At 67.0% G+C, this 24,609-nt stretch carries 24 protein-coding genes and 1 riboswitch; of the genes, 8 read left to right on the forward strand and 16 right to left on the reverse strand.

From position 1 onward, the window contains the following. The first annotated feature begins 26 nt into the window (after window positions 1-26). Window positions 27-227, forward strand: a complete 201-nt coding sequence (locus FHR73_RS17095; RefSeq protein ID WP_007162082.1) for a hypothetical protein — start codon at window positions 27-29, stop codon at window positions 225-227. Here the strand turns inward: FHR73_RS17095 and FHR73_RS17100 are convergent. Then, on the reverse strand, window positions 224-718 hold the full coding sequence (locus FHR73_RS17100; protein ID WP_183632895.1) for a DUF523 domain-containing protein: 495 nt from the start codon (window positions 716-718) through the stop codon (window positions 224-226). The genes FHR73_RS17095 and FHR73_RS17100 overlap by 4 nt on opposite strands. A 33-nt stretch (window positions 719-751) precedes the next feature. Continuing rightward, a complete protein-coding gene (locus tag FHR73_RS17105) occupies window positions 752-1,384 on the reverse strand; it encodes a 2OG-Fe(II) oxygenase (protein WP_183632896.1) in 633 nt (210 codons plus the stop codon). Window positions 1,385-1,562: 178 nt separating this feature from the next. Here FHR73_RS17105 and FHR73_RS17110 point away from each other — a divergent pair, with 178 nt between their 5' ends. Further along, window positions 1,563-2,300 (forward strand): DUF2059 domain-containing protein, encoded by a 738-nt coding sequence (locus FHR73_RS17110; RefSeq protein ID WP_183632897.1) that lies wholly within the window; start codon window positions 1,563-1,565, stop codon window positions 2,298-2,300. 6 nt (window positions 2,301-2,306) lie between these two features. On the opposite strand, the gene FHR73_RS17115 is transcribed toward FHR73_RS17110, so the two are convergent. After that, complete coding sequence (locus FHR73_RS17115) at window positions 2,307-3,245, reverse strand: alpha/beta hydrolase (protein WP_183632898.1); 939 nt, start codon at window positions 3,243-3,245, stop codon at window positions 2,307-2,309. A 182-nt stretch (window positions 3,246-3,427) separates the two neighbouring features. Between FHR73_RS17115 and FHR73_RS17120 the strand changes: the two genes are divergently transcribed. From FHR73_RS17120 to FHR73_RS17135, 4 genes are read left to right on the forward strand one after another with little or no spacing between them, the layout of a single operon-like run. Continuing rightward, window positions 3,428-3,898, forward strand: a complete 471-nt coding sequence (locus tag FHR73_RS17120) for a MarR family transcriptional regulator (protein WP_007162087.1) — start codon at window positions 3,428-3,430, stop codon at window positions 3,896-3,898. 3 nt (window positions 3,899-3,901) lie between these two features. Further along, window positions 3,902-5,356 (forward strand): efflux transporter outer membrane subunit, encoded by a 1,455-nt coding sequence (locus tag FHR73_RS17125; protein WP_183632899.1) that lies wholly within the window; start codon window positions 3,902-3,904, stop codon window positions 5,354-5,356. A 16-nt stretch (window positions 5,357-5,372) separates the two neighbouring features. After that, window positions 5,373-6,584 (forward strand): efflux RND transporter periplasmic adaptor subunit, encoded by a 1,212-nt coding sequence (locus FHR73_RS17130; protein WP_260175737.1) that lies wholly within the window; start codon window positions 5,373-5,375, stop codon window positions 6,582-6,584. A gap of 55 nt (window positions 6,585-6,639) precedes the next feature. After that, the gene (locus FHR73_RS17135) at window positions 6,640-8,166 is read left to right on the forward strand and encodes a DHA2 family efflux MFS transporter permease subunit (RefSeq protein WP_183632900.1); all 1,527 of its coding nucleotides are present in this window, start codon (window positions 6,640-6,642) and stop codon (window positions 8,164-8,166) included. Between the two features lie 139 nt (window positions 8,167-8,305). Here FHR73_RS17135 and FHR73_RS17140 read toward each other — a convergent pair whose 3' ends face one another. Genes FHR73_RS17140 through FHR73_RS17150 form a run of 3 tightly spaced genes read right to left on the reverse strand, consistent with a single transcriptional unit; the run spans window position 8,306 to window position 10,340 of the window. After that, window positions 8,306-8,680, reverse strand: coding sequence for a cytochrome c family protein (locus FHR73_RS17140; protein ID WP_183632901.1), 375 nt, complete (start codon window positions 8,678-8,680; stop codon window positions 8,306-8,308). Beyond that, on the reverse strand, window positions 8,677-9,489 hold the full coding sequence (gene mutM / locus FHR73_RS17145) for a bifunctional DNA-formamidopyrimidine glycosylase/DNA-(apurinic or apyrimidinic site) lyase (protein ID WP_183632902.1): 813 nt from the start codon (window positions 9,487-9,489) through the stop codon (window positions 8,677-8,679). The genes FHR73_RS17140 and mutM overlap by 4 nt, the downstream gene beginning before the upstream one ends. 26 nt (window positions 9,490-9,515) lie before the next feature. Beyond that, window positions 9,516-10,340, reverse strand: coding sequence for an HDOD domain-containing protein (locus FHR73_RS17150; RefSeq protein WP_183633339.1), 825 nt, complete (start codon window positions 10,338-10,340; stop codon window positions 9,516-9,518). A 220-nt stretch (window positions 10,341-10,560) separates the two neighbouring features. On the opposite strand from FHR73_RS17150, the gene FHR73_RS17155 reads away from it, so the two are divergent. Further along, window positions 10,561-11,100, forward strand: a complete 540-nt coding sequence (locus tag FHR73_RS17155) for a type 1 glutamine amidotransferase domain-containing protein (RefSeq protein ID WP_183632903.1) — start codon at window positions 10,561-10,563, stop codon at window positions 11,098-11,100. 271 nt (window positions 11,101-11,371) lie between these two features. Here the strand turns inward: FHR73_RS17155 and FHR73_RS17160 are convergent, their stop codons facing one another. From FHR73_RS17160 to FHR73_RS17195, 8 genes are all read right to left on the reverse strand, one after another. Next, a complete protein-coding gene (locus FHR73_RS17160; RefSeq protein WP_183632904.1) occupies window positions 11,372-11,962 on the reverse strand; it encodes an LON peptidase substrate-binding domain-containing protein in 591 nt (196 codons plus the stop codon). 88 nt (window positions 11,963-12,050) lie between these two features. Beyond that, on the reverse strand, window positions 12,051-12,749 hold the full coding sequence (locus FHR73_RS17165) for a membrane integrity-associated transporter subunit PqiC (RefSeq protein WP_260175738.1): 699 nt from the start codon (window positions 12,747-12,749) through the stop codon (window positions 12,051-12,053). Between the two features lie 94 nt (window positions 12,750-12,843). Further along, window positions 12,844-15,096 (reverse strand): DNA topoisomerase IV subunit A, encoded by a 2,253-nt coding sequence (gene parC / locus FHR73_RS17170; RefSeq protein WP_183632906.1) that lies wholly within the window; start codon window positions 15,094-15,096, stop codon window positions 12,844-12,846. Between the two features lie 117 nt (window positions 15,097-15,213). Continuing rightward, window positions 15,214-17,112 (reverse strand): DNA topoisomerase IV subunit B, encoded by a 1,899-nt coding sequence (gene parE / locus FHR73_RS17175; protein ID WP_183632907.1) that lies wholly within the window; start codon window positions 17,110-17,112, stop codon window positions 15,214-15,216. Window positions 17,113-17,119: 7 nt separating this feature from the next. Further along, entirely contained in the window at window positions 17,120-17,728 is a 609-nt protein-coding gene (locus FHR73_RS17180) for a YqiA/YcfP family alpha/beta fold hydrolase (RefSeq protein ID WP_183632908.1), read from the reverse strand. Window positions 17,729-17,821: 93 nt separating this feature from the next. Beyond that, the gene (gene cpdA, locus FHR73_RS17185; protein ID WP_409258693.1) at window positions 17,822-18,628 is read right to left on the reverse strand and encodes a 3',5'-cyclic-AMP phosphodiesterase; all 807 of its coding nucleotides are present in this window, start codon (window positions 18,626-18,628) and stop codon (window positions 17,822-17,824) included. A gap of 139 nt (window positions 18,629-18,767) precedes the next feature. Further along, window positions 18,768-19,223, reverse strand: a complete 456-nt coding sequence (locus tag FHR73_RS17190; protein ID WP_132832828.1) for a DUF1249 domain-containing protein — start codon at window positions 19,221-19,223, stop codon at window positions 18,768-18,770. Next, a complete protein-coding gene (locus FHR73_RS17195; RefSeq protein ID WP_007162102.1) occupies window positions 19,214-19,834 on the reverse strand; it encodes an NUDIX domain-containing protein in 621 nt (206 codons plus the stop codon). The genes FHR73_RS17190 and FHR73_RS17195 overlap by 10 nt, the downstream gene beginning before the upstream one ends. Before the next feature lie 186 nt (window positions 19,835-20,020). Between FHR73_RS17195 and FHR73_RS17200 the strand changes: the two genes are divergently transcribed. After that, window positions 20,021-20,770, forward strand: coding sequence for an RsiV family protein (locus FHR73_RS17200; RefSeq protein ID WP_183632910.1), 750 nt, complete (start codon window positions 20,021-20,023; stop codon window positions 20,768-20,770). A gap of 241 nt (window positions 20,771-21,011) precedes the next feature. On the opposite strand, the gene cytX is transcribed toward FHR73_RS17200, so the two are convergent. Both cytX and thiC read right to left on the reverse strand, forming a co-directional pair. After that, window positions 21,012-22,274 (reverse strand): putative hydroxymethylpyrimidine transporter CytX, encoded by a 1,263-nt coding sequence (cytX, locus tag FHR73_RS17205; protein ID WP_183632911.1) that lies wholly within the window; start codon window positions 22,272-22,274, stop codon window positions 21,012-21,014. 225 nt (window positions 22,275-22,499) lie between these two features. Then, window positions 22,500-24,377 carry a phosphomethylpyrimidine synthase ThiC gene (gene thiC / locus FHR73_RS17210; RefSeq protein WP_183632912.1) on the reverse strand — a complete coding sequence of 626 codons (1,878 nt, stop codon included), beginning with the start codon at window positions 24,375-24,377 and terminating at the stop codon, window positions 22,500-22,502. A gap of 102 nt (window positions 24,378-24,479) precedes the next feature. After that, window positions 24,480-24,606: riboswitch (TPP riboswitch) on the reverse strand. Window positions 24,607-24,609 lie beyond the last annotated feature (3 nt).

A 24,609-nucleotide genomic window follows, 5' to 3' on the forward strand; every position in this document is an offset into this window, starting at 1 on the left:
TGGGCGACCCACCCAGCAGAGCGCCCATGATCAGCCCGGATGTTCCTGTCGTTAAGGTCCCGCTGCGCGAATATGCCGTCCTGGCGCGTGCCATGGGCGCCACCGTCTTTGCCCAGAATCTCGAAAAGCAGCCGGGCGAACTGGTCGGCTGGCGCTTTCCCAAAGGCTGCTTCGTGCAGAAGGCGCACTTCCAGAGCCTGCTGGGCCGCCAGCCGGAGACCCTCTAGGCGTCGCCTTCCAGCGCCGCGAGCAGGCGCTGCGCCTCGTGCAGTTCGGTCTCGTTGAAGACGGCGACGCCAGCGCGCTTCAGCGCCGCCGCCGTGACCCCCTCGCCCGCCACCCGGGTGCCGCTGAAGCTGCCGTCGTAGTTTTCCCGATTGCCGCAAGACGGACTGCGCGCCTTGAGCACCGCCAGGCGGATGCCATGGCGCGCGATCAGTTCGAGCGCGGCCTCGGCCCCGGCAACGAAGGCCAGAGTCACGTCCTCTCCGCTATCGGTCACCACCGGCAGCCGACCGTCCAGCACCGCGCCGCCCTGGCCACCGGGTATCTCCGCGGGCGGCCGCGGCGTGGGCAAGCCCCCGGCCACCTCCGGACAGAGGGGCACGATGCGCCCTTCCGACTGCCAGACGCCCAGCAGATCGAAGGGGCCATGGGCGCCGCCGTCATAGCGCACCCGATGCCCCAGCAGGCAGCGACTCACCAGTATCTTTTCCATGCACCCTCCCCGGTCAGCCGACAAGTCTACGCCTTAGGCCTGCAGCGGATTGTCGCCACGCCGGCGGAACCAGCCGGTCAGCGACAGCCGCTCGCGGGTGGCCGGCAGCACCTCGTGGGGCAACTGGCCGGAGAGAAAGCACACCAGGCTGCCGCCCAGGGGCAGGACATCCTGCTGGCGTTGCTCGTCGAGATAGAGGCGCAGCTCGCCACCCTGCTCCGGCAGCCAGGCGTCGTTGAGATAGAGCACCAGGGAGACCATGCGGCGGTCATCGTCGCGGAAGCGATCCAGGTGCCGTGCATAGAAGGCGCCGGGCGGATAGAGGGCGAAGTGGCTCTCGTAGTCTTCCAGCCCCAGGAACAGGGAGCGGTTGAAGGCCTCGCGCAGGGTGTCCATGAGGTGCAGGTAGCGCTGCACGCCGGGATGCTCATCGTCCGGGTCCAGCCAGGCGATATGGTCGCCGCGGACGCCCTCGCGGATCAGTGGGCTTTCGCCGCGGCCGATGCCGGCGCGTTCTAGTTCGCCACGGGCGTGGCGCAGCCGACATTCGGCGGCCAGCTCGGCGGTGAGGTCCAGGGGCAGGAAGATGCTCTGCCGCGACCAGCCGTGCTCGGCGAGATCGTCGACGATACGTTGCAGCAGGGGATGCTCGGGGTGCAGAGCCATCGCGGAAACCGTCAGAACCGGGCCAGGCCGGCGGGATGCCGAGTGTAAGAGAAGTCGGCCACGGCTGCGCGCCCGCCTTGACCAGGCGACGAATGCCCGGGATGAGCGCCTCGACAGTCAGCCTGGGGTTGCCGACAATGGCGGACTTTCCGGCTCTGCGCCGCTGCCCGAGGTGTCCATGCGCGTTTTGTTCGCTTCCCTGCTTTTCGCCATCAGCCTGCCCGCCCTGGCCGACGATACGGTCAGTCTCTATCAGGCCGCAGGTTGGCCCGAGCAGCGCGGACACTTCCGCGACGCCCTGCAGGCTGCCCAGCAGCGCTACCAGAACAGCCTGCCGCCGGCGCTCTACCAGAGCCTGGTGGACAACAGCAACAAACGCTACACCGCCGCGGCCATCGACCAGCGCGCCCTGGCCGCCTTGCGCCAGAGCTTGGCGGCCGACGGCCCCGCCCTGCAGTTCTTCCAGTCGCCGGTGGGCCGCAAGGTGGTCGCCGCGGAGATCGCCGCCACCCGCAGCGATCAGCTGGCCAAGAACGCCAATGGCGTGCCCCAGATGCAGGCCAGTCCGGCCCGGCGTGCCCAGGCCAAGCGCCTGGCCACCGCCCTGCCCGTGCGCGAAGCCGGGGCCGAGGTCAGCGTGGCCCTGGCGGGCCTCGCCGCCGACAGCCTGAGTTCGATGCTGCCGGGCCTGATGGGGCAGCAGCAATCCGGCGGCATGATCGAGCAGCAGCGCCAGCGCTTCATCCAGCAGATGAATGCCGGTGACCTGGAAAACACCCTGCTCTATGTCTATCGCACCCTGAACGACAGCGAACTCGGCCAGTTCGCCGACTTCGCCAGCTCGCCCAATGGCAGCGCCTATTACCGCGCCGCCGTGGCTGCCCTGCGCGCCGGCCTGGGCGGCGGCGGTCAGTAAGCCGGCTCAGGCGAGACGGTCGTCCAGCCAGCGGAAATAGCGCTGGCGCAGGGCGGCGGTCTCGTTGACCAGATGGTGCCGCGCTTCCGGCAGGCGCAGCACCTCGGGCCGCGCGAACTTGGCCTCCAGCACCCCCAGGTTGTGCCGCCAATCGACGGTGAAATCCTGCTCGCCCTGGATCACCAGCAGGCTGCGGGTACTGGCCGGCGCCCTCTCCAGTTGCGGAATCCAGCGCGCCAGGGCGCCAACCCACTGCGCCGGCAACTCGCGTGGCTGCAGGTCGTCCTGCTGCAGGAAGTCGAGAAAGGCCGGATCCCCGGAATTCACCGAGAAGCGCCGTGGCAGGGCGCGCACGAAGGGCTTCACCAGGCGATAGGTCCACAGGCCCTGGCGCCAGGCGTGGGGCCTGACCAGGGGCGCCAGCAGGATCGTCTCGCCCAGCTCGGGAGCCGGCTCACCGCGCAGCAGATAGTCCAGCAGAATGGCGCCGCCGGTGCTCTGGCCGAGCAGGTGCCAGGGCCGCGGCAGGTCCAGGCGCCGGGCCTCGGCGATCAGGGCCGTCAGGGCGGTCTGGTATTCGGCGAAGTCGTTGATGCTGGCGCGGGTCCCGCTCGACAGGCCATGCCCGGGCAGGTCGCAGGCCAGCACCGCCAACTGCCGTGACAAGGCCCAGTCCACCACGTGGCCATAGAGGCCCATGTGGTCGTAGTAGCCGTGCAGCATCAGCAGGCTGCCCCGCGGCTCGCGCGGCCACCAGCCTTGCACGGCGAGCTGGTAGCCGCCGGCGGCCAGCGCGCCCAGGGCCACGGTGACCTCCGGCCGCGCGAGGCTGTCCGCCAGGCGGTAATGGGCGCGATAGCCCTGGTGGTCGAGATCCGGCGGCAGGTCGCGCCGCAAGGGCACCAGTGCCTGGCGCAGTCGGTCTAGATCGAAGAGAGGCGTCATGGCTCGGTTCAGCGTGAAGTTGCCGCCATGATCGACGTCCAGGCAACCGCGGGACAAGGGTCTGCCAGCAGACTTTTCCAATTGTTTCAAAATGCGCAACTCTCCCCTGCGCAAAGGTGTGTGAATATTTCACTGCCTAGGCAGTATTCTGGATACGCTTGATTGCCTGGGCAGATACTGCAATGTCACATTTCGACCGTAGCAACTTTCCGCTGCGCAATTCCGTGGGCCACCTGATTCACCTGGCGAACCAGTACAAGGATCGCGTGCTGGACAGTCACCTCGCGCCCTACGACATCACCGCTGCCCAATTCAAGGTGCTGCTGCTGCTCGCCCGCGACCAGACCGACACCCCGGCCGAGCTCAGTCGCTGCCTGTCCCTCGACAGCGGCGCCATGACCCGCATGCTCGATCGCCTGGAAGCCAAGGGCCTGCTGCGCCGCGTGCGCAGCCTCAGCGACCGCCGCCAGGTACGCCTGGAGCTGACCGAACAGGGTCAGGCCCTGAGCAGTGAACTCATGCAGATCGGCGTGGACGCACTCAACGACCTGACCCACTGCCTGGATCGCCAGGAGCTGGATGACCTCGAACGCCTGCTGCGCCGCCTGCTCAGCCCCTCCGGCCTGCTGCCGGAGACCTCTGGAGACCTCTGACCCATGACCTTTCGCCTGCCATTGACCGCCCTCTGCGCCGCCCTGCTGCTGGCCGGCTGCGTGTCGTCCGAGGGGCTGCACACCCAGGGGCGCGCCGTGGATCCGGCGACGCTCAAGGGCGAAGCCACCTTTGCCAGCGATCGCCTCTCCCCCGCCCAGTGGCCGAGCGCCGACTGGTGGACCCGGCTGGGTGATCCGCAACTCGACAGCCTGATCCGCGAGGCCCTGCGCGACAGCCCTTCGCTGCAGGAAGCCGATGCGCGCAGTCGCCAGGCCGATGCCGCGGTGCTCGCCGCCGATGCCGATCGCTATCCGCAGATCGACGCCAATGGCGGCGTGACCCGCTCGCGCCTGGCGCGGCCGGACGACCCCCTCGGCCAGGGTGACCGCTACAGCACCCTGCGCCAGTTCGACGTGAGCGGCAGCTACAGCTTCGACCTCTGGGGCGGCCAGCGCGCCGCCTGGGAAGCCGCCCTCGGTCGCGCCCGCGCCGGCGAGGTGGATCGCCAGGCCGCGCGCCTGACCCTGGCGGCCAACGTCAGTCGCGCCTACAACCAGCTCGGCCTGGCCTATGCCAGCCTGGACGTGGCCCAGCAGGACCTGGAACGCACCCGCGGCATGCTCGACCTGGCCCAGCGCCGGGTCGACGCCGGCCTCGACAGCGATTACCAGCTGCAGCAGACCCAGAGTCTGGAAGCCAGCTCCGCCTCGGCCCATACCGCCGCCGAACAGCAGGTGCGTACGGCGCAGATCCGTCTCGCCGTGCTGCTGGGCAAGGGCCCCGACCGCGGCGCCGAGATCCCGCGACCGAAGCTGATCGCTCCCGCTGCGGTGAATCTGCCGGCCCAGCTGCCCGCCGAACTGGCCGGGCGTCGCCCGGACCTGATCGCCGCCCGCTGGCGCGTGGAGGCCGCGAGCAAGGACATCACCGCCAGCAAGACCAACTTCTACCCCAATCTCAACCTGACGGTGGCCGCCGGCAGCAAGGCAATCCTCGGCGATGCCCTGTTCGGCGGACCGGCGCGCTTCTTCAACGTCGGCCCGGCGCTGTCGCTGCCGATCTTCGACGGTGGGCGCCGCCGCTCCGATCTCGCCAGCCGGGACGCCGACTACGACCTGGCCGTGGCCCAGTACAACCAGACCCTGGTGCAGGCGCTGGGCGACATCGCCGACGCCATCACCCGCCAGCGCTCGCTGGACCAGCAGATCGTCGAGCAGCAACGGGCCCGCGACATCGCCAAGAGCTCCTTCGACATCGCCACGCAGCGCTATGGCGCCGGCATCGGCAACTACCTCGACGCCCTGACCGTCGAGCAGCAACTGCTGCAGGCCGAGCGCCAGCTGGCCAGCCTCCGGGCCGATCGCATCGACAGCGGCGTGCTGCTGATGCAGGCCCTGGGCGGCGGCTTCCAACCGTCCAACCTGCCGCCGGCACCCGCCGCCGCGGCCACACACTGATACCGAGAGCCCGACCATGGCCGATTCCGCCGCAACCCCCAACGACAATGCCCAGGAGCAGAAGCCACAGCGCTCCGGCAAACGCAAACTCCTCCTGCTGCTCCTGCTGCTGGTGGTGATCCTGGCCGGCGTAGGCGTCTACTGCTACCACCTGTTCTATGGCCGCTTCCACGCCAGCACCGACGACGCCTACGTCAATGGCAACCTGGTGCAGATCACGCCCCAGGTCATCGGGACCGTGACCCGCATCGCCGTGGACGATGGCGACTTCGTCCGCCAGGGCCAGCCGCTGGTGGAGTTCGATCCCAGCGACACCGCCGTGGCCCAGCAGAGCGCCGAGGCCAACCTGGCCAAGACCGTGCGCCAGGTGCGCGGCCTGTTCAGCAACGTCGACAGCTACAAGGCCCAGGTGGCCGCGCGGCGCGTCGAGGTCGAGCGCGCCCGTGCCGACTACGCCCGCCGCCAGCAACTGGCCAAGGGCGGTGCCATCTCCAAGGAAGAACTGGCCCATGCCCGGGACACCCTGGTGGCGGCGCAGAGCTCCCTGACCTCCGCCCAGCAGCAACTGGACACCAACCAGGCGCTGGTGGACGACACCGAGATCGCCTCGCACCCGGACGTCAAGGCCGCCGCCGCCCAGCTGCGCCAGGCCTATCTGAACCATGCCCGCAGCACCCTGGTGGCGCCGGTCAGCGGCTATGTCGCCAAGCGCTCGGTGCAGGTCGGCAGTCGCGTGCAGCCCGGCGCGGCGCTGATGGCCGTGGTGCCCCTGGACCAGATCTGGATCGACGCCAACTTCAAGGAAACCCAGCTCGCCGAGATGCGTATCGGCCAGCCGGTGGAAATCCATTCCGACCTCTATGGCGACGATGTCCGCTATCGCGGCGTGGTGGAAAGCCTGGGCGTGGGTACCGGTAGCGCCTTCTCGCTGCTGCCGGCGCAGAACGCCACCGGCAACTGGATCAAGATCGTCCAGCGCCTGCCCGTGCGGATCCGCCTGGAAGGCGACAACCTGGACAAGCACCCGCTGCGCATCGGCCTGTCGACCGTGGTCGACGTCGACCTGCACGACCAGGACGGCGCCCGCCTGCCCACCACCACGCCGCAGCAGCCGCGCTACAGCACCGACGTCTACGACCATCAGCTGGCCGAGGCCGATCAGTTGATCCAGCAGATCGTCCACAACAACGGTCCGGCGGCGCGCGCCGCGGGCGTCGCCAAGCGCTGACAGCCAAGGAGGCTCCCTGGCGAGCCTCCCCGTCCACCCCTTCTGGTAATCCGTCATGAGCGATAACGCCTTTCGCCCGGCGAGCCTGGTGCTCGCCACGGTGGGCCTGTCCCTGGCCACCTTCATGCAGGTGCTCGACACCACCATCGCCAACGTCGCCCTGACCACCATTTCCGGCAACCTCGGGGTGAGTTCGGAACAGGGCACCTGGGTCATCACCGCCTTTGCCGTGAGCAACGCCATCGCCCTGCCGCTGACCGGCTGGATGGCGCGGCGCTTCGGCGAGGTCAAGCTGTTCATGGCCGCCGTGGTGCTCTTCGTCATCACCTCCTTTCTCTGCGGCATCGCCACCTCCATGCCGGAGCTGGTGATCTTCCGCGCCATGCAGGGCTTCGTCGCCGGCCCGCTCTACCCGATGGCCCAGACCCTGCTGCTGGCGATCTTTCCGGCGGCCAAGCGCGGCATGGCGCTAGCGCTGCTGGCCATGGTGACGGTGGTGGCGCCCATCATCGGCCCCATCGCCGGCGGCTGGATCACCGACAACTACAGCTGGCCGTGGATCTTCTTCATCAACATCCCCATCGGCATCTTCGCCACCCTGGTGGTCTGGAGCCAGCTGGGCAAGAAACCGGAAAAGCTGGTGCACCAGCCCATCGACTATGTCGGGCTGATCCTTCTGGTACTGGGCGTGGGCGTGTTGCAGGTGGTGCTGGACAAGGGCAACGACCTGGACTGGTTCGAATCCAACCTGATCTGCCTGGGCGCGGCCTTTTCCGCCGTGGCCCTGACCGCCCTGGTGATCTGGGAGCTGACGGACAAGCATCCCATCGTCAACCTGCGGCTGTTCCGCTATCGCAACTTCAGCTTTGGCACCCTGGCGCTGGTGCTGGGCTATTCGGGCTTCTTCGGCATCAACCTGCTGCTGCCCCAGTGGCTGCAGACCCAGCTCGGCTACACCCCGGTGTGGGCGGGTCTGGCCGCGGCGCCCATCGGCATCCTGCCGGTGATCCTCTCGCCGCTGGTGGGCAAGTTCGCGCACAAGACCGACCTGCGCCTGCTGGCCGGTGGCTCCTTCCTGGTGATCGGAGCGTCCTGCTTCATGCGCGCCACCTTCAACAACGAGGTGGACTATCGCCACATCGCCGAGGTACAGACCTTCATGGGCCTGGGCGTGGCGCTGTTCTTCATGCCCACCACCAGCATCCTGCTGTCCAGCCTCAAGCCGTCGGAGCTGGCGGATGGCGGCGGCCTGGCGACCTTCCTGCGGGTGCTGGGCGGCAGCTTCGCCTCGTCCCTGACCACCTGGCTGTGGCAGCGCCGCGCCATCCATCACCATGCCCAGCTGACCGAGGACGTCACCGTCTACAGCCCGGCCACCCAGCATTACCTGGACGCCCTCGGCGGGCCGTCGCAGCAGGCCTATGCCCAGCTGGACAAGGTGGTGGAAGGCCAGGCCTACATGCTCTCCACGGTGGACTACTTCACCCTGCTCGGCTGGATCTTCATGGGGCTGTTCCTGATCATCTGGCTGGCCAAGCCGCCCTTCGCGGCCAAGCCCGGCGCCGGCGGCGGCGACCACTAAGAACCTGTTCACGATCTGCTGCGCGTCGGCTAAACGGCGTTGAAAACGGCTTCGGAATGCTCATTTACCACTCGTAAACTCCGCTTCCTCAGCCGTTTTCGCCTTGTTTATCTCTAGCTCGCGAGATCGTGAACAGGTTCTAAGGAATGCCGTGCTGGGTCTCCAGGTAGTCGGCGATGTCGCGCAGGTCGTCGGCGTCGCCGATGCCCCAGAATCTCATCTTGGTGCCCGGCACCTTCCGCTCGGGGTCGCGCAGAAAGGCCGCCAGGGCTTCGCGGTCCCAGGCGAAGCCGGCGTTGCGCATGGCCTCCGAGTAGTGGTAGCCGGCTAGACTCCCGGTCTGGCGACCGAAGAGGTCGTTGAGCTGGGGCCCGAAGCCGGACTGGGCGCCCGGCCCCACCGAATGGCAGTTGTGGCAGCGGCGCAGGAAGAGGTTGCGGCCGTTGTCGGCATCCGCCCAGGCCGCCTCCCCGCCCAGCAGCGTCAGCAGGACCACCCCGGCCAGGGCCCTCATCGCTGGCAATTGCGGCAATAGACGCTGGCGCGCTGACCGAGGCGGATCTCCTGCAACCCCGTGCCGCAGACCTTGCAGAATTCGCCCTTGCGTCCGTAGACGAACAGCTCCTGCTTGAAATAGCCCGGCGCGCCGTCCCCGCCGATGAAGTCGCGCAGGGTGGTGCCGCCGCTCTCGATGGAGCGTGCCAGGACCTTCTTGATCTCTTCGGCCAGGCGCTCGTAACGCGCCCGAGAAACGCTGCCGGCGGCACGGCGGGGATCGATACCCGCGGCGAACAGCGCCTCGGCGGCGTAGATGTTGCCCACCCCCACCACCACGGCGTTGTCCATGATGAAGGGCTTGACCGCCATGCTGCGCCCGCGCGACAGCTCGAACAGGCGACCGCCGTCGAAGGCCTCGGTCAGCGGCTCGGGCCCCAGCTTGCTGAGCAGCACATGGGCATGGGGGTCCTGGGTCCAGAGCAGCGCGCCGAAGCGCCGGGGATCGGTGTAGCGCAGCGACAGTCCGGATTCCAGTTCGATGTCGACGTGCTCGTGCTTGGCCGGCGGCTGGTCGGCGGGCACCAGGCGCAGGCTGCCGGACATGCCCAGGTGACCGATCAGGGTGCCACTCTCGGCGCGGATCAGCAGGTACTTGGCGCGTCGCTCGACGGCCTCGATGCGCTGTCCGGAGAGGCGCACGTCCAGGTCCTCGGGTACCGGCCAGCGCAGCCGGCCATCGCGGACGATGACCCGGCGCACACGCTGACCGACGACATGGGGCGCGATGCCCCGGCGAGTGGTTTCGACTTCAGGTAATTCGGGCATGAGGATCCAGGAGGATTGCGGACGCCTTAGTAATTGATCCGACCGCTGCCCATTTCAAGGATGGTTTCCTTGAGCGACTCGAAGTCGTATTCGGACAGGCCGACGTGATCCAGTACCCGCGGCGCGATGGCCTGCCACTCGTGGTCCTCGTCCTGGCCACCGAGGGCGCGATAGCAGCGGCAGATGTGCTCGGCCATCTTCAGCAGCGCCAGCAGATTCTTTATCTGGATGTCGGTGGACGAGTCCTCGTCGAAGACCGACTGGGCGTTGTGGTGATTGGCGATGGCCTGGCCGACGTGTTCCGGCAGGCGCCAGGAGCGGGAGATGAAATAGCCCACCACGGCGTGGTTGGTGCTGAAGATGCGGTTCTCCACGTCCACCACCCGCACCTGCTCGTTGACGCTGGCATAGGCCTCTTCCAGCACCGCCATGTAGTTGGGGAAGCGCTTGAGCATCAGCGGGATGCCGCAGTTGTGGAACAGACCCAGGGCATAGGCTTCGTCCGGGGTCGGATAGCCGGTCTTCTTGGCCAGGCTCAGGCAGGTCTCGGCGACGTCCTGGGCGGTGTCCCAGAAGCGGTTGAGGATGACGATGGTCTCGTCGGTGAGCTCGCCCTTGATCGACTGGGCGTTGATCAGGTTGATGACCGACTGGCTGCCCAGCAGGTTGACTGCCCGCTGGATCGACGTGATGCGGTTGCTGAGGCCGAAATACGGCGAGTTCACCAGTTTGAGCAGGGCACCCGAGAGCCCCGGGTCCTGGCCGATCAGGCGCGAGATGACCTTGAGATCGGGGTTGGGCATGAGCTGTTCGAGTTGCAGATCCACCATGATCTGCGGCTGCGGAGGAATGCTGATGCCTTGCAGGGCCTGACGGATCTGCTCCTCGGTCAGCTGAGGGGACGCTTGGGACATGGGGACTACTCTGCGATGGATGTCGCAAATCTACTCTGCGCCGCCCGGCGATGCCATCGGGCGCGACGAAGGAACTTAGCAGGGGCAAAACGAGCCGGATTCAGGAGCGCTGGCAAAAGGCTAGCCTAACCGAATTCCCCTCGAGGTAACCGCAACCATGGCTACATCCCTGAACGGCAAGAAAATCGCCATCCTGGTCACCGACGGCTTCGAGCAGGCCGAACTCACCGGCCCCAAGCAGGCCCTGGAGCAGGCCGGCGCCGAGACCCACATCATCTCCGCCGAGGACGGTGAGGTGCGCGGCTGGGACGGCACCGAGCCGGCCGACAGCTTTCCGGTAGACCTCACCTTCGCCGCGGCCAATGCCGGTGACTATGACGCCGTGCTGCTGCCCGGCGGCGTGGTCAATGCCGACACCATCCGCATCGACGAGCAGGCCCAGCAGCTGACCAAGCAGATCGCCGACGCCGGCAAGCCGGTCGCCGTCATCTGCCACGGGGCCTGGCTGCTGATCTCCGCCGGCCTGGTGCAGGGCAAGACCCTGACCAGCTGGCCATCGCTGACCGACGACCTGAAGAATGCCGGCGCCACCTGGCAGGACCAGGAGGTCGTCGTTGACGGTCAACTGGTGAGCAGCCGCAAGCCGGACGACATCCCAGCCTTCAATCGCGAGTTCATCAAGCTGCTGGCAGGCTGAATCATCAAGACTGGCACTTTGATCTCATAAGACTGAACTTATGGCAAAGTGCCAGAGTCCTATCGAGTGCCCCCAAAGCACTTTTAGCCCGCCCTGCCCGGCGGGCTTTCTTTTGCCTGGTGTTTGGCCCGGAGCTTGTTCAGAATCTTGCGAGCTAGAGCCAAACAAGGCGAAAACGCCTGAGGAAGCGGAGTTTACATAGGTTAAATGAGCATTCCGAAGGTGTTTTCAACGCGGTTTGGCCGACGCGCAGCAGATTATGAACAGGCTCTTAGGCCTGGAAATCACCTTGCAGATCCACCAGGTGACGCTCGATAGCGGCCAGGCGCTGACCCTGGTCGTTCAGGCCCAGCCATTCCAGCTTGAGGTGCGCCTCGAACGGCAGCAGATAGGCCAGCTGGCAACCCAGGGCCTGGCGGTCGGCGACTTCGCCGCCCATGTCCAGGCTGGCGACCATGGGATGCTGGGCCAGGGCCACCAGCAGCGCCATGAGATCGGCGTCGCCATCGCGCAGCGGCTGGGGAGCGGTTTCGGGCAGCCACTCGACTTCACCCACCACCAGGTGGTCGGCCTGCTCTTCCTGGCTCAGCAGGCGAAAGCGCCGCCCGCCTTCGATGCGAATGCCCAGCAGGCCGTTGCTCTGCTGCTGCCAGTCGCGGATCAGCGCCTCGCAGCCATAGGCGCCCAGGCGGTTAGGCGCGCCACCGGTCTCGCGGCCTTCGAGGATGGTCACCACGCCAAAGCTGCTGCCCTGCTTGAGGCAGCGACCGAGCATGTCCACATAGCGGGCTTCGAACAGCTGCAGATCGAGGCGGCAGCCGGGAAACAGAGTGGTGTTGAGCGGAAACAGGGGCAGCGTCATGAAACCTCCGGGGCTTGAGGGTCCTGCTGGATAGAACATCGTGCGCCGCCGAAGGCTCCCGCGCGGCGACGCGCGGAGCCTGGTCGGGTCAGAAGCGATAGACCTCGGCGCCGGTGCGGATGGGCACCACGGCCGGCAGCGTCGGCCGGGCCTGGGCCTCTTCGACGAGTTTCTTCGGCTCCTTGCGCGCCATTTCGGTCTCGCGTCGGCCGCGCTGGGCGACCTTGGTGAGATCGGTGGCCAGCCGCGCCGACAGTTGCTGCAGCAATTCGCCCTGGGCCCGCACCTGGGCCGCGCGATCGCCCGTGTGCCGGGTCTGCAGGTGGATCACCTCGGTGTCCAGCAGCCGACCCTGGCCGTCGCGCAACTGCCAGCTGGCATCGAGGGTGGCAGGCGCCTGGTCACCGGCATCGAGGCGGGTCACCACCAGTTCCACCCGGTACTGCGGATCGAAGCCTGCGGGTTGCTCACCCACCACCACCCGGCCGCTGTTGAGGCGACCGGCGAGCTGGCGCTGCAGCAACTGGCGCACGTTGGCGTCGAGCGGTCCGGCCCAGTGATCGCGGGTGGTCCTGAGACTGCCGTCGGGCTGGCGCTCCAGCAGCACGTCGCGCTGCAGGTAGTCGGCCAGCTGCAGGCTTTCGATCCATACCGCAAGGCCGCGCTCACTGCTCGCCGGCGCACGCGCATTGCCGCCATCGAGCTGGTAGTAGTGGCTGGGGCCGAGGCTGGCACAGCCACCCAGGCCGGCCAGCAGGCCAGCGAGCGCCAGCCTGGCAAGACACATCCGTTTCATCGAGGCTCTCTCTCGACGGGCAGCGAGGCCCGGCGAGTCCTGGTCGAAAAAATCCGGGCTATGCTAGCGGCTGACCGCGGGCGGCTCAAGTTTCCACCTGTAGCGAGTCCACCCGCTGGAAGCCCCGCGGCAGCTTGTTGCCGCGCCGGCCGCGCTCGGCACGGTAGTGCTCCAGGTCGCTGCCCTTGAGGGTGTAGGGCCGTTTGCCGGCCTGCAGCGTGAGGGAGGCGCCGGCCGGCACCACGGCCAGATCGACCACGTATTCCTCGCGCTTGGCGACCCGTTCGCCGGGAATGGAGATCAGCTTGTTGCCCTTGCCCTTGGCCAACTGCGGCAGCTCGGTGATGGCGAACACCAGCAGCCGCCCCTCGTTGGTGACCACCGCGAGGGAGGTGTTCTCCAGAGAGGCCACCGGCTTCGGGGACAGTACCCTGGCGCCGTTGGGCAGGCTGATCAGTGCCTTGCCGGCCTTGTTCTTGGCCTGCAGGTCCTCGCCCTTGACCACGAAACCGTAGCCGGCGTCCGAGGCCAGGACATAGAGGCCGCTGTCATCCGGCAGCAGCAGGCATTCGAAGCTGGCCCCCGGCGGTGGCGTCAGGCGTCCGGTCAGGGGCTCGCCCTGGCCACGCGCCGACGGCAGCGAATGGGCGGCGACGGAATAGCTGCGCCCGGTGGAGTCGATGAACACGGCGAACTGGTTGGAGCGACCCAGGGCCGCCGCCTTGAAGCCATCGCCAGCCTTGTACGACAGGCCGGTCGGATCGACGTCGTGGCCCTTGGCCTGACGTACCCAGCCCTTCTCGGACAGCACCACGGTCACCGGCTCGGTGGGCATGAGTTCGGTTTCGGACAGGGCCTTGGCCTCGGCCCGGGCGACGATGGGCGAGCGCCGGGCGTCGCCATAGGTCTCGGCATCCTTGATCAGCTCGTCACGGACCAGGTTGCGCAGCTTCTTGTCACTGCCCAGCAGGGTCTGCAGACGCTTCTGCTCCTTGAGCAGCTCCGCCTGTTCGCCACGGATCTTCATCTCCTCCAGGCGCGCCAGCTGGCGCAGGCGGGTCTCGAGGATGTAGTCGGCCTGGTCCTCGGAGAGTTCGAAGCGGGCCATCAGCGCCTGCCTGGGATGCTCTTCGGTGCGGATGATGTGGATGACTTCATCCAGGTTGAGGAAGGCGATCAGCAGGCCGTCCAGCAGGTGCAGGCGACGCTCGACCTTGTCCAGGCGGAACTGCAGGCGGCGGCGTACGGTGCCGATGCGATAGATCAGCCATTCCTGGAGGATCTGCCTGAGGTCCTTGACCTGGGGCTTGCCGTCCAGGCCGATGACGTTGAGGTTGACCCGGTAGCTGGACTCGAGATCGGTGGTGGCGAACAGGTGCTGCATCAGCTCGTCGGCATCGATGCGGTTGGAGCGCGGCACGATGACGATGCGGGTCGGATTCTCGTGGTCCGACTCGTCGCGCAGGTCGGCCACCATAGGCAGCTTCTTGGCCTGCATCTGGGCGGCGATCTGCTCCAGCACCTTGGAACCGGAGACCTGGTGCGGCAGCGCGGTGATGACCACGTCGCCGTCTTCGCGGCGGTAGACGGCGCGCATGCGCACCGAGCCGCGACCGGTCTCGTAGATTTTGCGCAGGTCGGCGTGGGGCGTGATGATCTCGGCTTCGGTGGGGAAGTCCGGACCCGGCACGTGTTCGAGCAGCTCGGGAATGCCGGCGATGGGATCGTCCAGCAGGCGCACGCAGGCGGCCGCCACCTCGCGCAGGTTGTGCGGGGGGATGTCGGTGGCCATGCCCACGGCGATGCCGGTGGTGCCGTTGAGCAGCAGGTTGGGCAGCCGCGCCGGTAGCACCGCCGGCTCGTTCAGGGTGCCGTCGAAGTTGGGCACCCAGTCCACGGTGCCCTGCCCCAGTTCGTTGAGCAGCACCTCGGAATAGCGCGACAGGCGCGCCTCGGTGTAGCGCATGGCGGCGAAGGACTTGGGATCGTCCGGCGCCCCCCAGTTGCCCTGGCCATCCACCAGCGGATAGCGATAGGAGAACGGCTGCGCCATGAGCACCATGGCCTCGTAGCAGGCCGAGTCGCCGTGGGGATGGTATTTGCCGAGGACGTCACCCACGGTACGGGCGGACTTCTTGTGCTTGGCGTCGGCGTCCAGGCCCAGTTCGCTCATGGCATAGATGATGCGGCGCTGGACCGGCTTGAGACCGTCGCCGATATGCGGCAGGGCGCGGTCCATGATGACGTACATGGAGTAGTTCAGGTACGCCTGCTCGGTGAAGTCGGCCAGCGAACGGCGTTCGACGCCATCCAGGCTCAGGTCGAGGGGTGCACTCATGGGAATCCTTTGGTGTTACGTCGGTAATCGGGTGGCTTGCCTTTATCGTGGCCATGGGTTGCTCCTACCGGAGGAGCGACCCATGCCCGCGATGGGCACGCCCAATGAGTCAGGCGCTCAAAGCAGCACTTCGGCGCGATCGCCCTTGGATTCCAGCCAGCTCTTGCGGTCGCCGGATCGCTTCTTGGCCAGCAGCATGTCCATCATCTCGAGGGTGCCGGGCACGTCTTCGAGGGTCAGCTGCACCAGGCGCCGGGTGTTGGGGTCCATGGTGGTCTCGCGCAGCTGCAGCGGATTCATCTCGCCCAGGCCCTTGAAGCGGGTCACCTGGGGCTTGCCGCGCTTCTTTTCCGCCGCCAGGCGATCCAGCACGCCGTCGCGCTCGGCTTCGTCGAGGGCGTAGTGCACCTCCTTGCCGAGGTCGATGCGATACAACGGCGGCATGGCCACATAGACGTGGCCGGCATCCACCAGCGGACGGAAGTGCTGCACGAACAGGGCGCACAGCAGGGTGGCGATATGCAGGCCGTCGGAGTCGGCGTCGGCGAGGATGCAGATCTTGCCGTATCTCAGGCCGCTCAGGTCGGCGCTGCCCGGATCGATACCGATGGCCACGGCGATGTCGTGCACCTCCTGGCTGCCCAGTACCTCGCTGCCGTCCACTTCCCAGGTGTTCAGGATCTTGCCGCGCAGCGGCATGATGGCCTGGAATTCCTTGCTGCGCGCCTGCTTGGCACTGCCGCCGGCGGAGTCGCCCTCCACCAGGAACAGCTCGGAGCGCATCGGGTCCTGGCCGGCGCAATCGGCCAGCTTGCCGGGCAGCGCCGGACCCTGGGTGATCTTCTTGCGCTCGACCTTCTTGCCCGCCTTGAGGCGGCGACCGGCGTTGTTGATGGCCAGTTCGGCGATCTGCTGACCCAGCTCCGGATGGGCGTTGAGCCAGAGGCTGAAGGCGTCCTTGACCACGCCGGCGACAAAGGCCGCGGCCTCGCGGGAGGACAGACGCTCCTTGGTCTGGCCGGAGAATTGCGGCTCCTGCATCTTCATCGAGAGGACGAAGGCGATGCGCTCCCAGACGTCTTCCGGGGCCAGCTTGAGGCCGCGCGGCAGGAGGTTGCGGAATTCGCAGAATTCGCGGATGGCGTCCAGCAAGCCCTGGCGCAGGCCGTTCACATGGGTGCCGCCCTGGGCGGTGGGAATCAGGTTGACGTAGCTTTCCTGCACCGATTCGCCGCCCTCGGGCAGCCAGAACAGCGCCCAGTCCACCGCTTCCCGGGCCGAGGCCAGGCTACCGTGGAAGGGTGCTTCGGGCAGCCGCAGGGCATCGCCCACGGTGTCGATCAGATAGGATCTCAGCCCGTCTTCGTAATGCCATTCGCTGCGCTCGCCGCTGGCTTCGTCGAAGAAGCTCACCGCCAGGCCCGGGCAGAGCACCGCCTTGGCCTTGAGCACGTGCTTGAGACGGCTGACGGAAAACTTCGGCGAATCGAAGTACTTGGGGTCCGGCCAGAAGTGCACGCTGGTGCCGGTATTGCGCTTGCCAACGCTGCCGACCACGGCCAGTTCGCTGGCCTTGAAGCCGTCGGCGAAGGCCATGCCGTATTCGTTGCCCTCGCGCTTGACGCGCACCTCGACCCGGGTCGACAGGGCGTTCACCACCGAGATGCCCACACCGTGCAGACCGCCGGAGAACTGGTAGTTCTTGTTGGAGAACTTGCCGCCGGCGTGCAGCTTGGTAAGGATCAGCTCGACGCCGGAGACGCCCTCTTCCGGATGGATGTCCACCGGCATGCCGCGACCGTCGTCGATCACCTCGAGGGAGTTGTCGGCGTGCAGGATCACCTGCACCTGCCGCGCATGACCGGCCAGGGCCTCATCCACGCTATTGTCGATGACTTCCTGGGCCAGGTGGTTGGGCCGGGAGGTGTCGGTGTACATGCCAGGGCGCTTGCGCACCGGATCGAGTCCGGAGAGGACTTCGATGGCGTCGGCGTTATAGGCGTTCTGCGTGGCCATGGGGTCTCTATTCGAAGGTGTTGAAATCCAGCTCGCGCCAGAGCGCCGGGTCGAAGCCGGCCAGCTCCAGCAACAGGGGCAGCTGGCGATGGAAGCCCTGGAAGCCGTGGTCGCCGCCCTGCTCGATGCGCAGGGTACAGCCGCCGTAGTAGCGTTCGGCGTCACGGTAGTCGAGGGTCTCGTCGCCGGTCTGCAGCCAGACGTGGAAACGCTCGGGATCCGCCGGCGCCGCGACTTCCTGCGCCCGCATGGCCTCGACGTGGGCCTCGGTGAGGGTCCAGCTCTCGCCGGTATGGTGATTGCGCTGGGGCCCCAGGTAATGCTCCATGAAGCGCCAGGGCCGGACCGCCGGGTTGATCAGCACGGCCTTGAGCCCGTGGCGCTCGGCCAGGACGGTGGCATAGTAGCCGCCCAGGGAGCTGCCGACCAGCAAGGGGGCGTCCAGCTCGGCCAGTTCGCGCTCCAGGAGGGCGAAGGCGGCGTCGGCATCGTTGGGCAGCGCCGGCGCGCGCAGGCGGTCCGCCAGGCCGAGTCGGGTCATGCAGGCGGTGAGCTGCCGCGCCTTCAAGGACGCGGGTGAGCTGTTGAAACCATGGATATAGAGGATAGACGGCATCGGGCCGCTCCTACTGGATAAATAAACAGGTAAAGAATAACCCGTTTCGACCCTCGCGACCAAGGCAACCGACCGGCGTCAGCCCTGGCAGCCCTAGTAGCCCGCGGCGCTGTGATCCACGGTGAAGGCATGCTGTTGCAGGCGTGAGACACCGGTTTCCAGCTTGCCGTCGGGCAATAGGCGCAACCAGCGATAACCCGGGGCCTGGTCGCCCGCCTTGAAGTCCTCGCTGCCCGGCTCGAATTGCAGACCGGTGGAGGGCGAGGCCAGCAGGCGTACGCCGTTGCGCAGTTGATCGAACTCCTGGTGGATGTGCCCCCAGAGCACCACCCTGACCTGGGGATGGCGATCCAGTACGGCAAACAGCTCGTCCGCCCGGTGCAGGCCCAGGGGCTCCATCCAGCCACAACCCACGGGTACCGGGTGGTGGTGCAGGCAGATCAGTGCCGGACGCTCGGGCGCGGCGCTCAGGGCCTCGTCCAGGGCCAGCAGCTGTTCCTGCTCCAGCTCACCGAACACGCAGCCGCGCACGGTGCTGTCGAGCAGGATGAGGCGCCAGGCGCCCAGGTCGGTGACGGTTTCAAGGAAATCGCGATCGCCGCAGGCCTTGGCCATGGGCGCGTTCTCGTCATGGTTGCCGGCCAGCCAGCGCATGGGCGCGGCCAGGGGTTCGGTCAGCTCGCAAAAGCGTTGATAGGAGGCCACGGAGCCGTCCTGGGAGAGGTCACCGCTGGCCAGCAGCAGATCGATGCGTGGCTGCTCCCGTACCACCTGGGCCACCACCTGTTGCAGGCTGGCTGCCGTATCGATACCCAACAACCGACCGTTGGCGCGCGCGAACAGATGACTATCGGTCAATTGGACGACGAGGGGAGCATTGACACTATCCGGCAAACTCACCAAAGCCTCCTAGGCATAAGGGGACAACGAGCGCAGGCAGGGTGCAGAAAAGTTCCCGGGAACTTGCGTGCATGCTTCACATTTTCGCAGCTTGCACCGCGCGAGGGAAGCCGCGGCTGTCAGCGTTGCGCCCCAGTGCTCATCGCTGCAGGATAGGTTCAGCTTCGTGGCCACAGGCCAGGCAGTGACTCAGCCACTCACCGAGAAACAGATTGAGCTGACTCTTTTCGTCAGGCTGATACATCGCCTGGTTGGGATAGGGATAGCGTCCGAGCAGGTGCCGGGAGGCCCCGGCCGACACCACTTCCGCCATCCGCGCATCGTGATAGACGCGCACTTCCAGTTCGGGCACCGGCAGCCAGGGCAGTCCCAGCTCCTGACGCACCCGCAAGACCGTCGTATAAGGACAGGCCTCGGTGACTTCCAGGGCGAGCACGCCCAGCGGGCGCTCGCCTTGCGACAACATGACGCGGCGCGATACCACGGCTTCGCGCATCTTGGGCAGAAGCCGCATCAGCCGCACGTAGTTGGCCTCGCACGTGGCCTGCAGGCCCGGCAGGTCAACTCGATAGCGATCTCGCAGTTTCAGCCCCATAACCCCCGTACCTCGGCGCGATTGAGCGCCAACCATTGCAGGGCGATGATTGCCGCTGCGTTATTGATTCGACCGTCGCGAACCCCTGCCAGTGCCTCGTCCAGCGACCAGACATGGACGCGAATGTCCTCGCCCTCCTCTTCCAGACCATGGACGCCACCGGCATCCGCGGTGCTGCAGCGACCCAGGTAGAGATAGACCTGTTCGTCGCTGCCGCCAGGCGAGGGGAAGTAGGTGGAGATGGGCCAGAGCGATTGCAAGGTCAGCCCGGCTTCTTCCTCGGCTTCCCGATGAGCGACCGCCTCGACGGCCTCGCCCTGCTTGTCCACCAAGCCCGCCACCGGCTCAAGCAGCCAGGGATGAGCGGTCTTTTCCATGACGCCGACGCGAAACTGCTCGATCAGCACCACCTCGTCGCGCACGGCGTCGTAGGGCAGCACGCAGACGGCATCGGGACGCACGAAGACCTCGCGCTCCAGTTCCGGGCCCAGGGCACCGGAGAACTGGCGATGGCGCAGCCGGAAACGGGCCATGCGGTAGAAGCCCTGGAAGCAGATTTCGCGACTCAGGATTTCAACGGCGGGCGCCTGGGATTCGTTGGCTTCGGTCATGGGCGCTCCAGCGCTGATTGAAGGTGATCAGATCATCCTAGCGTGCCGCCTGCGCTCGTGCAGCCCCTGGCGCGCCAAGTCGCGAAAAGGACAACAAGCCGGGAAACCTCCGCCCGCCCCTGGCAAACTTATAGGGCCAGACGGGTTCGAAAGCCGTCGTTCTCCGTTTCCATGACAAGGAATCCCATGCGTATCCGCCCGCTCCTCCTGCTCGCCGGCCTGCTGCTCGGTGGTTGCCAAAGCGTCTTCGGCCCCAACCTCGACAAACCCCTCGCGCCTCGCCACCAGGCCTGGGAGCACCGCCCGGCCGGTTGCCAGGGCGAAGACTGCCCGCTGATCAACATCGACTACGTGGAATTCGGCGACCCGGCGCTGGACGCCCTGGTGCAGCGGCACCTGCTGGGCCTGGCCCGCGCCGAGCCGGGCGCGGCCATCCCTGCCTCGCTGGGAAGCTACGAGCGGGATTTCCTCGCCAAGGCGCAGCCGCGCTGGAGCAGCTATCTGCAGGCCAAGGTGCGTGAACAGCATGACGGCCTGGTGATCATCGAATTCTCCAGCTACCTGGCCAACGGCGGTGCCCATGGCCTGGCCGGCCGCGACTTCGTCACCTGGGATCGCCATCTCGACCGGCAGATCACCCTGGGCGACATGCTGGTGCCGGGGCAGGAAGCCGAATTCTGGCGCCTGGCGCAGCTGTCGCGCGAGGCCTGGATGCTCAGCAACAACGTTGGCGATGCCGAATTCCGCCAGCAGTGGCCCTTCCTCAAGACCAACAACGTGGCCCTGGACTTCGGCGCCCTGACGCTCAAGTACGACATCGGCAGCATCGCCCCCTACGCCATGGGCCACCCGGAGCTGAAGATCCCCTATCCCAAGCTCAATGGCATCCTCAAGGGCGAGTATTTCCCGGGCCGGGGCAAGGCGCGGCAGCCGTAGTCCGCCGTGTTGGGCTTCGACGATGGAGCCGTCTCAACCCAACCTACGTCAGGCCGCAACCGCCGTAGGTTGGGTTGAGCGTAGCGAAGCCCGACAGATCCGACTCAGTCGTAGGGTGGATGACGGCGCAGCCTCATCCACGCGTGCCGACTTGTCCCCACCCCAACCCTCCCCCCGCAAGCGGGAGAGAGGGCAGTTAGGCGTAGGTTGGGTTGAGCGCAGCGAAGCCCAACAGCTCGGCCTATACCCGCTTCAATCCCAACAGCGCCTGCGCGGTGCCGGCCACCACGATGGCCGGCAGGGTCGCGCCCCAGGCCGGCAGCAGCGTCGGCAACAGGTGGTAGACGGCCACGCCCAGGGCCCAGGCGATCAGGGATTCCAGGCGCAGCGCCCGTACACGCTGCGGAGCCTTGCGGCGGCGCAGCAGGAAGTGATCCACCAGCACCACGCCGAACAGCGGGGCGAACACCGAGCCGATCAGCAGCAGGAAGTGTTCGTACTGCGCCAGGGGCACCAGGAGCGCCAGCAGGGTGCAGAGGATGCCGATGGCCAGGGTCAGTTGCCAGATCTTCACCTGGGCGAGGAAACCCGTCGCCACGGCTGCCGAGTGATAGGCGGCGAAGGCGTTTTCCGACTCGTCCAGCAGGATCAGCAGCAGTGGCAGGCCCAGGCCGGCCACGGCCAGGGCGCGCAGCAGAGCGTCGGCCTCACCGCCGCTGGCGAAGGCCAGGGTATAGGCGAAGCCCAGACCCATCAGCCAGAGGTTGCCGCAAAAATAGCCCAGCAGGACGCCGCGACCGGCGCTGCGACCGGTGCGGGCGAAGCGGGTGTAGTCGGCGATCACCGGCAGCCAGGACAGCGGCATGGCCACCACCAGGTCGAAGCCCAGCGCCTGGGTCAGGGAACCGTTGCCCGGGCGCTGCCAGAGCGCGGCCAGGTCGGCGCGCAGGAACAGGTCCAGGGTCAGCCAGGTACAGGCTCCGAGCAGCAGCCAGATGCCCCAGCGACTGAGAAAGCGGCGGACGAAGGTCAGCGGACCGGCCACCGCCAGTGCCGTGGCCAGGGCGCCGAAGACCAGGGTCCAGAGCACCGGCGAGGCCCAGCCCTGCAAGCCCCAGCTGCCCAGCAGCACGCTGGCCGCCTCGCGCATCACCACCAGTTCGAAGGCACCCCAGCCGATCAGCTGGGTGATGTTGAGCACCGCCGGCAACAGTGCGCCGCGTTGGCCGAGACTCTGGCCCAGGGCGCTCATGCCGGCCAGACCGGTGTCGCTGCCCACCAGGCCGGCAGCCGCCAGCAGCAGCACCCCGACCGCGGTGCCGAGCACCAGCACCAGCAGGCCATCGGCCAGACCCAGCCCGGGCGCCAGCAGCGCGCCGGCCTGGGCCACCATCAGGCCGATGCCGAGGGAGAACCAGAGGGTGAAGAGGTCGCGCCCGCCAAGGATGCGGCGGTCCGCCGGAACGGGGACGGTTGGGGTGTAGAGGCCGGGGGCCTGGGCCATGATGGGTCTCGTGAGCAAGGGATTGAGGACACCCAGCGTCGTGGGGTGCCGCTGGGCATTGTTGGGCTTCGCTGCGCTCGGCGCCAACCTACGGAAACAGCGTGCGGGCTTGGCCTAGGCAGCCGTAGGTTAGGCTGAGACAGCTCTACCGTCGAAGCCCAACAGTGCGGGATCGACCTGGACAACGTTGGGCTTCGCTGCGCTCAGCGCCAACCTACGAAAGCCCTATACCTGCTTGTAGATCACCCCGCCTTCGTCCTTGAAGCGCGCCGCCTGTTCCTGGAAGCCGGCCTCGATGGCCTTCTGCTCGTCGGTCAGGCCGTTTTCCTTGGCGTAGTCGCGGACTTCCTGGGTGATCTTCATGGAGCAGAACTTGGGTCCGCACATGGAGCAGAAGTGCGCCACCTTGGCCGAGTCCTTGGGCAGGGTTTCGTCGTGGAAGGCGCGCGCCGTGTCCGGGTCCAGGCCGAGGTTGAACTGGTCTTCCCAGCGGAATTCGAAACGCGCCTTGGACAGGGCGTTGTCGCGGATCTGGGCGCCGGGATGCCCCTTGGCCAGGTCGGCGGCATGGGCGGCGATCTTGTAGGTAATGATGCCGGTCTTGACGTCGTCCTTGTTGGGCAGGCCGAGGTGCTCCTTGGGCGTCACGTAGCAGAGCATGGCGCAGCCGAACCAGCCGATCATGGCGGCGCCGATGCCGCTGGTGATGTGGTCGTAGCCGGGGGCGATGTCGGTGGTCAGCGGGCCGAGGGTATAGAACGGCGCCTCGTCGCAGCACTCCAGCTGCTTGTCCATGTTCTCCTTGATCAGCTGCATGGGCACGTGGCCGGGGCCTTCGATCATGGTCTGGACGTCGTGCTTCCAGGCGATCTTGGTCAGCTCGCCGAGGGTTTCCAGTTCGCCGAACTGGGCGGCGTCGTTGGCGTCGGCGATGGAGCCCGGGCGCAGGCCGTCACCCAGGGAGAAGCTCACGTCGTAGGCCTGCATGATCTCGCAGATGTCTTCGAAGTGGGTGTAGAGGAAGTTTTCCTTATGGTGCGCCAGGCACCACTTGGCCATGATGGAACCACCGCGGGAGACGATGCCGGTGACGCGCTTGGCGGTCAGGGGCACGTAGTGCAGGCGCACCCCGGCATGGATGGTGAAGTAGTCCACGCCCTGCTCCGCCTGCTCGATGAGGGTGTCGCGGAACAGCTCCCAGGTCAGTTCCTCGGCGACGCCGCCGACCTTTTCCAGGGCCTGGTAGATGGGCACGGTGCCGATGGGGACCGGCGAGTTGCGGATGATCCACTCGCGGGTCTCGTGGATGTGCTTGCCGGTGGATAGGTCCATCACGGTGTCGGCGCCCCAGCGGATGCCCCAGGTCAGCTTCTCCACCTCTTCCTCGATGGAGGAACCCAGGGCGCTGTTGCCGATGTTGCCGTTGATCTTCACTAGGAAGTTGCGGCCGATGATCATCGGCTCCAGCTCCAGGTGGTTGATGTTGGCCGGGATGATGGCGCGGCCGCGGGCCACCTCGTCGCGAACGAATTCCGGGGTGATCTCCTGGGGGATGCTGGCGCCGAAACTCTGGCCGCGGTGCTGGTTGCCGAGCAGGCCGGCGGCGCGGGCCTCCTGCAGCTTCATGTTCTCGCGGATGGCGATGTATTCCATCTCCGGGGTGACGATGCCTTGGCGGGCATAGTGCATCTGGGAGACGTTGCGCCCGGCCTTGGCCCGGCGCGGCTGGCGCGCCAGGTCGAATCTCAGGGCGGCGAGACTCGGATCGGCGAGGCGCGCCTGGCCGAATTCGGAAGACAGCCCGGCCAGCAGCTCGGTGTCGCCGCGCTCTTCGATCCAGCGCGAACGCACGTCCGGCAGGCCCTTGCGCAGGTCGATGCGCACCGCCGGATCGGTGTAGGGACCGGAGGTGTCGTAGACGCACACCGGGGCGTTCTGCTCGCCGCCAAAGGCGGTGGGGGTGTCGGCGAGGGCGATTTCCCGCACCGGCACGCGGATGTCGGGACGCGAGCCGGTCAGGTAGACCTTGCGCGAATTGGGCAGCGGCTGGGTGGACTGGCGGTCGACGCGGGTGAAGTCGGTGACGTTGTTCTGCTTGTTCATCGAGGCTCTCCTGGTGGGCGCGTTGCCGAGGGAAGAACCTGGACGAAGGGTGGGCACGCAAGAAGACGCAAGCCCGGACGGATGGCGACCACGGATGGAGACGGCGGACGCCCTCTTGTTCCCTACGCAGGTTGACGCACCGCCATGCGGCGCGCCTAGCCTGATCAGGTTCAACGGGATCCGGGACTACCCGATCTCAGCGCCTCGTAGCGCACCCCGACAAGAACGCGGC

It is taken from the genome of Pseudomonas sp. AS2.8 (genome assembly GCF_014190935.1).
In the GTDB taxonomy this organism is placed as follows: domain Bacteria; phylum Pseudomonadota; class Gammaproteobacteria; order Pseudomonadales; family Pseudomonadaceae; genus Chryseomonas.

Excerpts from the sequence above, each read along its gene's own strand:
- FHR73_RS17095 (WP_007162082.1), top strand. The coding sequence starts at position 27 with ATGATCAGCCCGGATGTTCCTGTCGTTAAGGTCCCGCTGCGCGAATAT.
- FHR73_RS17140 (WP_183632901.1), bottom strand. The coding sequence starts at position 8,680 with ATGAGGGCCCTGGCCGGGGTGGTCCTGCTGACGCTGCTGGGCGGGGAG.
- thiC (WP_183632912.1), bottom strand. The coding sequence starts at position 24,377 with ATGAACAAGCAGAACAACGTCACCGACTTCACCCGCGTCGACCGCCAG.
- FHR73_RS17120 (WP_007162087.1), top strand. The coding sequence starts at position 3,428 with ATGTCACATTTCGACCGTAGCAACTTTCCGCTGCGCAATTCCGTGGGC.
- FHR73_RS17195 (WP_007162102.1), bottom strand. The coding sequence starts at position 19,834 with ATGACCGAAGCCAACGAATCCCAGGCGCCCGCCGTTGAAATCCTGAGT.
- FHR73_RS17100 (WP_183632895.1), bottom strand. The coding sequence starts at position 718 with ATGGAAAAGATACTGGTGAGTCGCTGCCTGCTGGGGCATCGGGTGCGC.
- FHR73_RS17130 (WP_260175737.1), top strand. The coding sequence starts at position 5,373 with ATGGCCGATTCCGCCGCAACCCCCAACGACAATGCCCAGGAGCAGAAG.
- FHR73_RS17180 (WP_183632908.1), bottom strand. The coding sequence starts at position 17,728 with ATGCCGTCTATCCTCTATATCCATGGTTTCAACAGCTCACCCGCGTCC.
- FHR73_RS17160 (WP_183632904.1), bottom strand. The coding sequence starts at position 11,962 with ATGACGCTGCCCCTGTTTCCGCTCAACACCACTCTGTTTCCCGGCTGC.
- FHR73_RS17105 (WP_183632896.1), bottom strand. The coding sequence starts at position 1,384 with ATGGCTCTGCACCCCGAGCATCCCCTGCTGCAACGTATCGTCGACGAT.
- parC (WP_183632906.1), bottom strand. The coding sequence starts at position 15,096 with ATGAGTGCACCCCTCGACCTGAGCCTGGATGGCGTCGAACGCCGTTCG.
- FHR73_RS17200 (WP_183632910.1), top strand. The coding sequence starts at position 20,021 with ATGCGTATCCGCCCGCTCCTCCTGCTCGCCGGCCTGCTGCTCGGTGGT.
- FHR73_RS17155 (WP_183632903.1), top strand. The coding sequence starts at position 10,561 with ATGGCTACATCCCTGAACGGCAAGAAAATCGCCATCCTGGTCACCGAC.
- FHR73_RS17135 (WP_183632900.1), top strand. The coding sequence starts at position 6,640 with ATGAGCGATAACGCCTTTCGCCCGGCGAGCCTGGTGCTCGCCACGGTG.
- FHR73_RS17125 (WP_183632899.1), top strand. The coding sequence starts at position 3,902 with ATGACCTTTCGCCTGCCATTGACCGCCCTCTGCGCCGCCCTGCTGCTG.
- FHR73_RS17115 (WP_183632898.1), bottom strand. The coding sequence starts at position 3,245 with ATGACGCCTCTCTTCGATCTAGACCGACTGCGCCAGGCACTGGTGCCC.
- FHR73_RS17190 (WP_132832828.1), bottom strand. The coding sequence starts at position 19,223 with ATGGGGCTGAAACTGCGAGATCGCTATCGAGTTGACCTGCCGGGCCTG.
- FHR73_RS17110 (WP_183632897.1), top strand. The coding sequence starts at position 1,563 with ATGCGCGTTTTGTTCGCTTCCCTGCTTTTCGCCATCAGCCTGCCCGCC.
- parE (WP_183632907.1), bottom strand. The coding sequence starts at position 17,112 with ATGGCCACGCAGAACGCCTATAACGCCGACGCCATCGAAGTCCTCTCC.
- FHR73_RS17165 (WP_260175738.1), bottom strand. The coding sequence starts at position 12,749 with ATGTGTCTTGCCAGGCTGGCGCTCGCTGGCCTGCTGGCCGGCCTGGGT.
- cytX (WP_183632911.1), bottom strand. The coding sequence starts at position 22,274 with ATGGCCCAGGCCCCCGGCCTCTACACCCCAACCGTCCCCGTTCCGGCG.
- mutM (WP_183632902.1), bottom strand. The coding sequence starts at position 9,489 with ATGCCCGAATTACCTGAAGTCGAAACCACTCGCCGGGGCATCGCGCCC.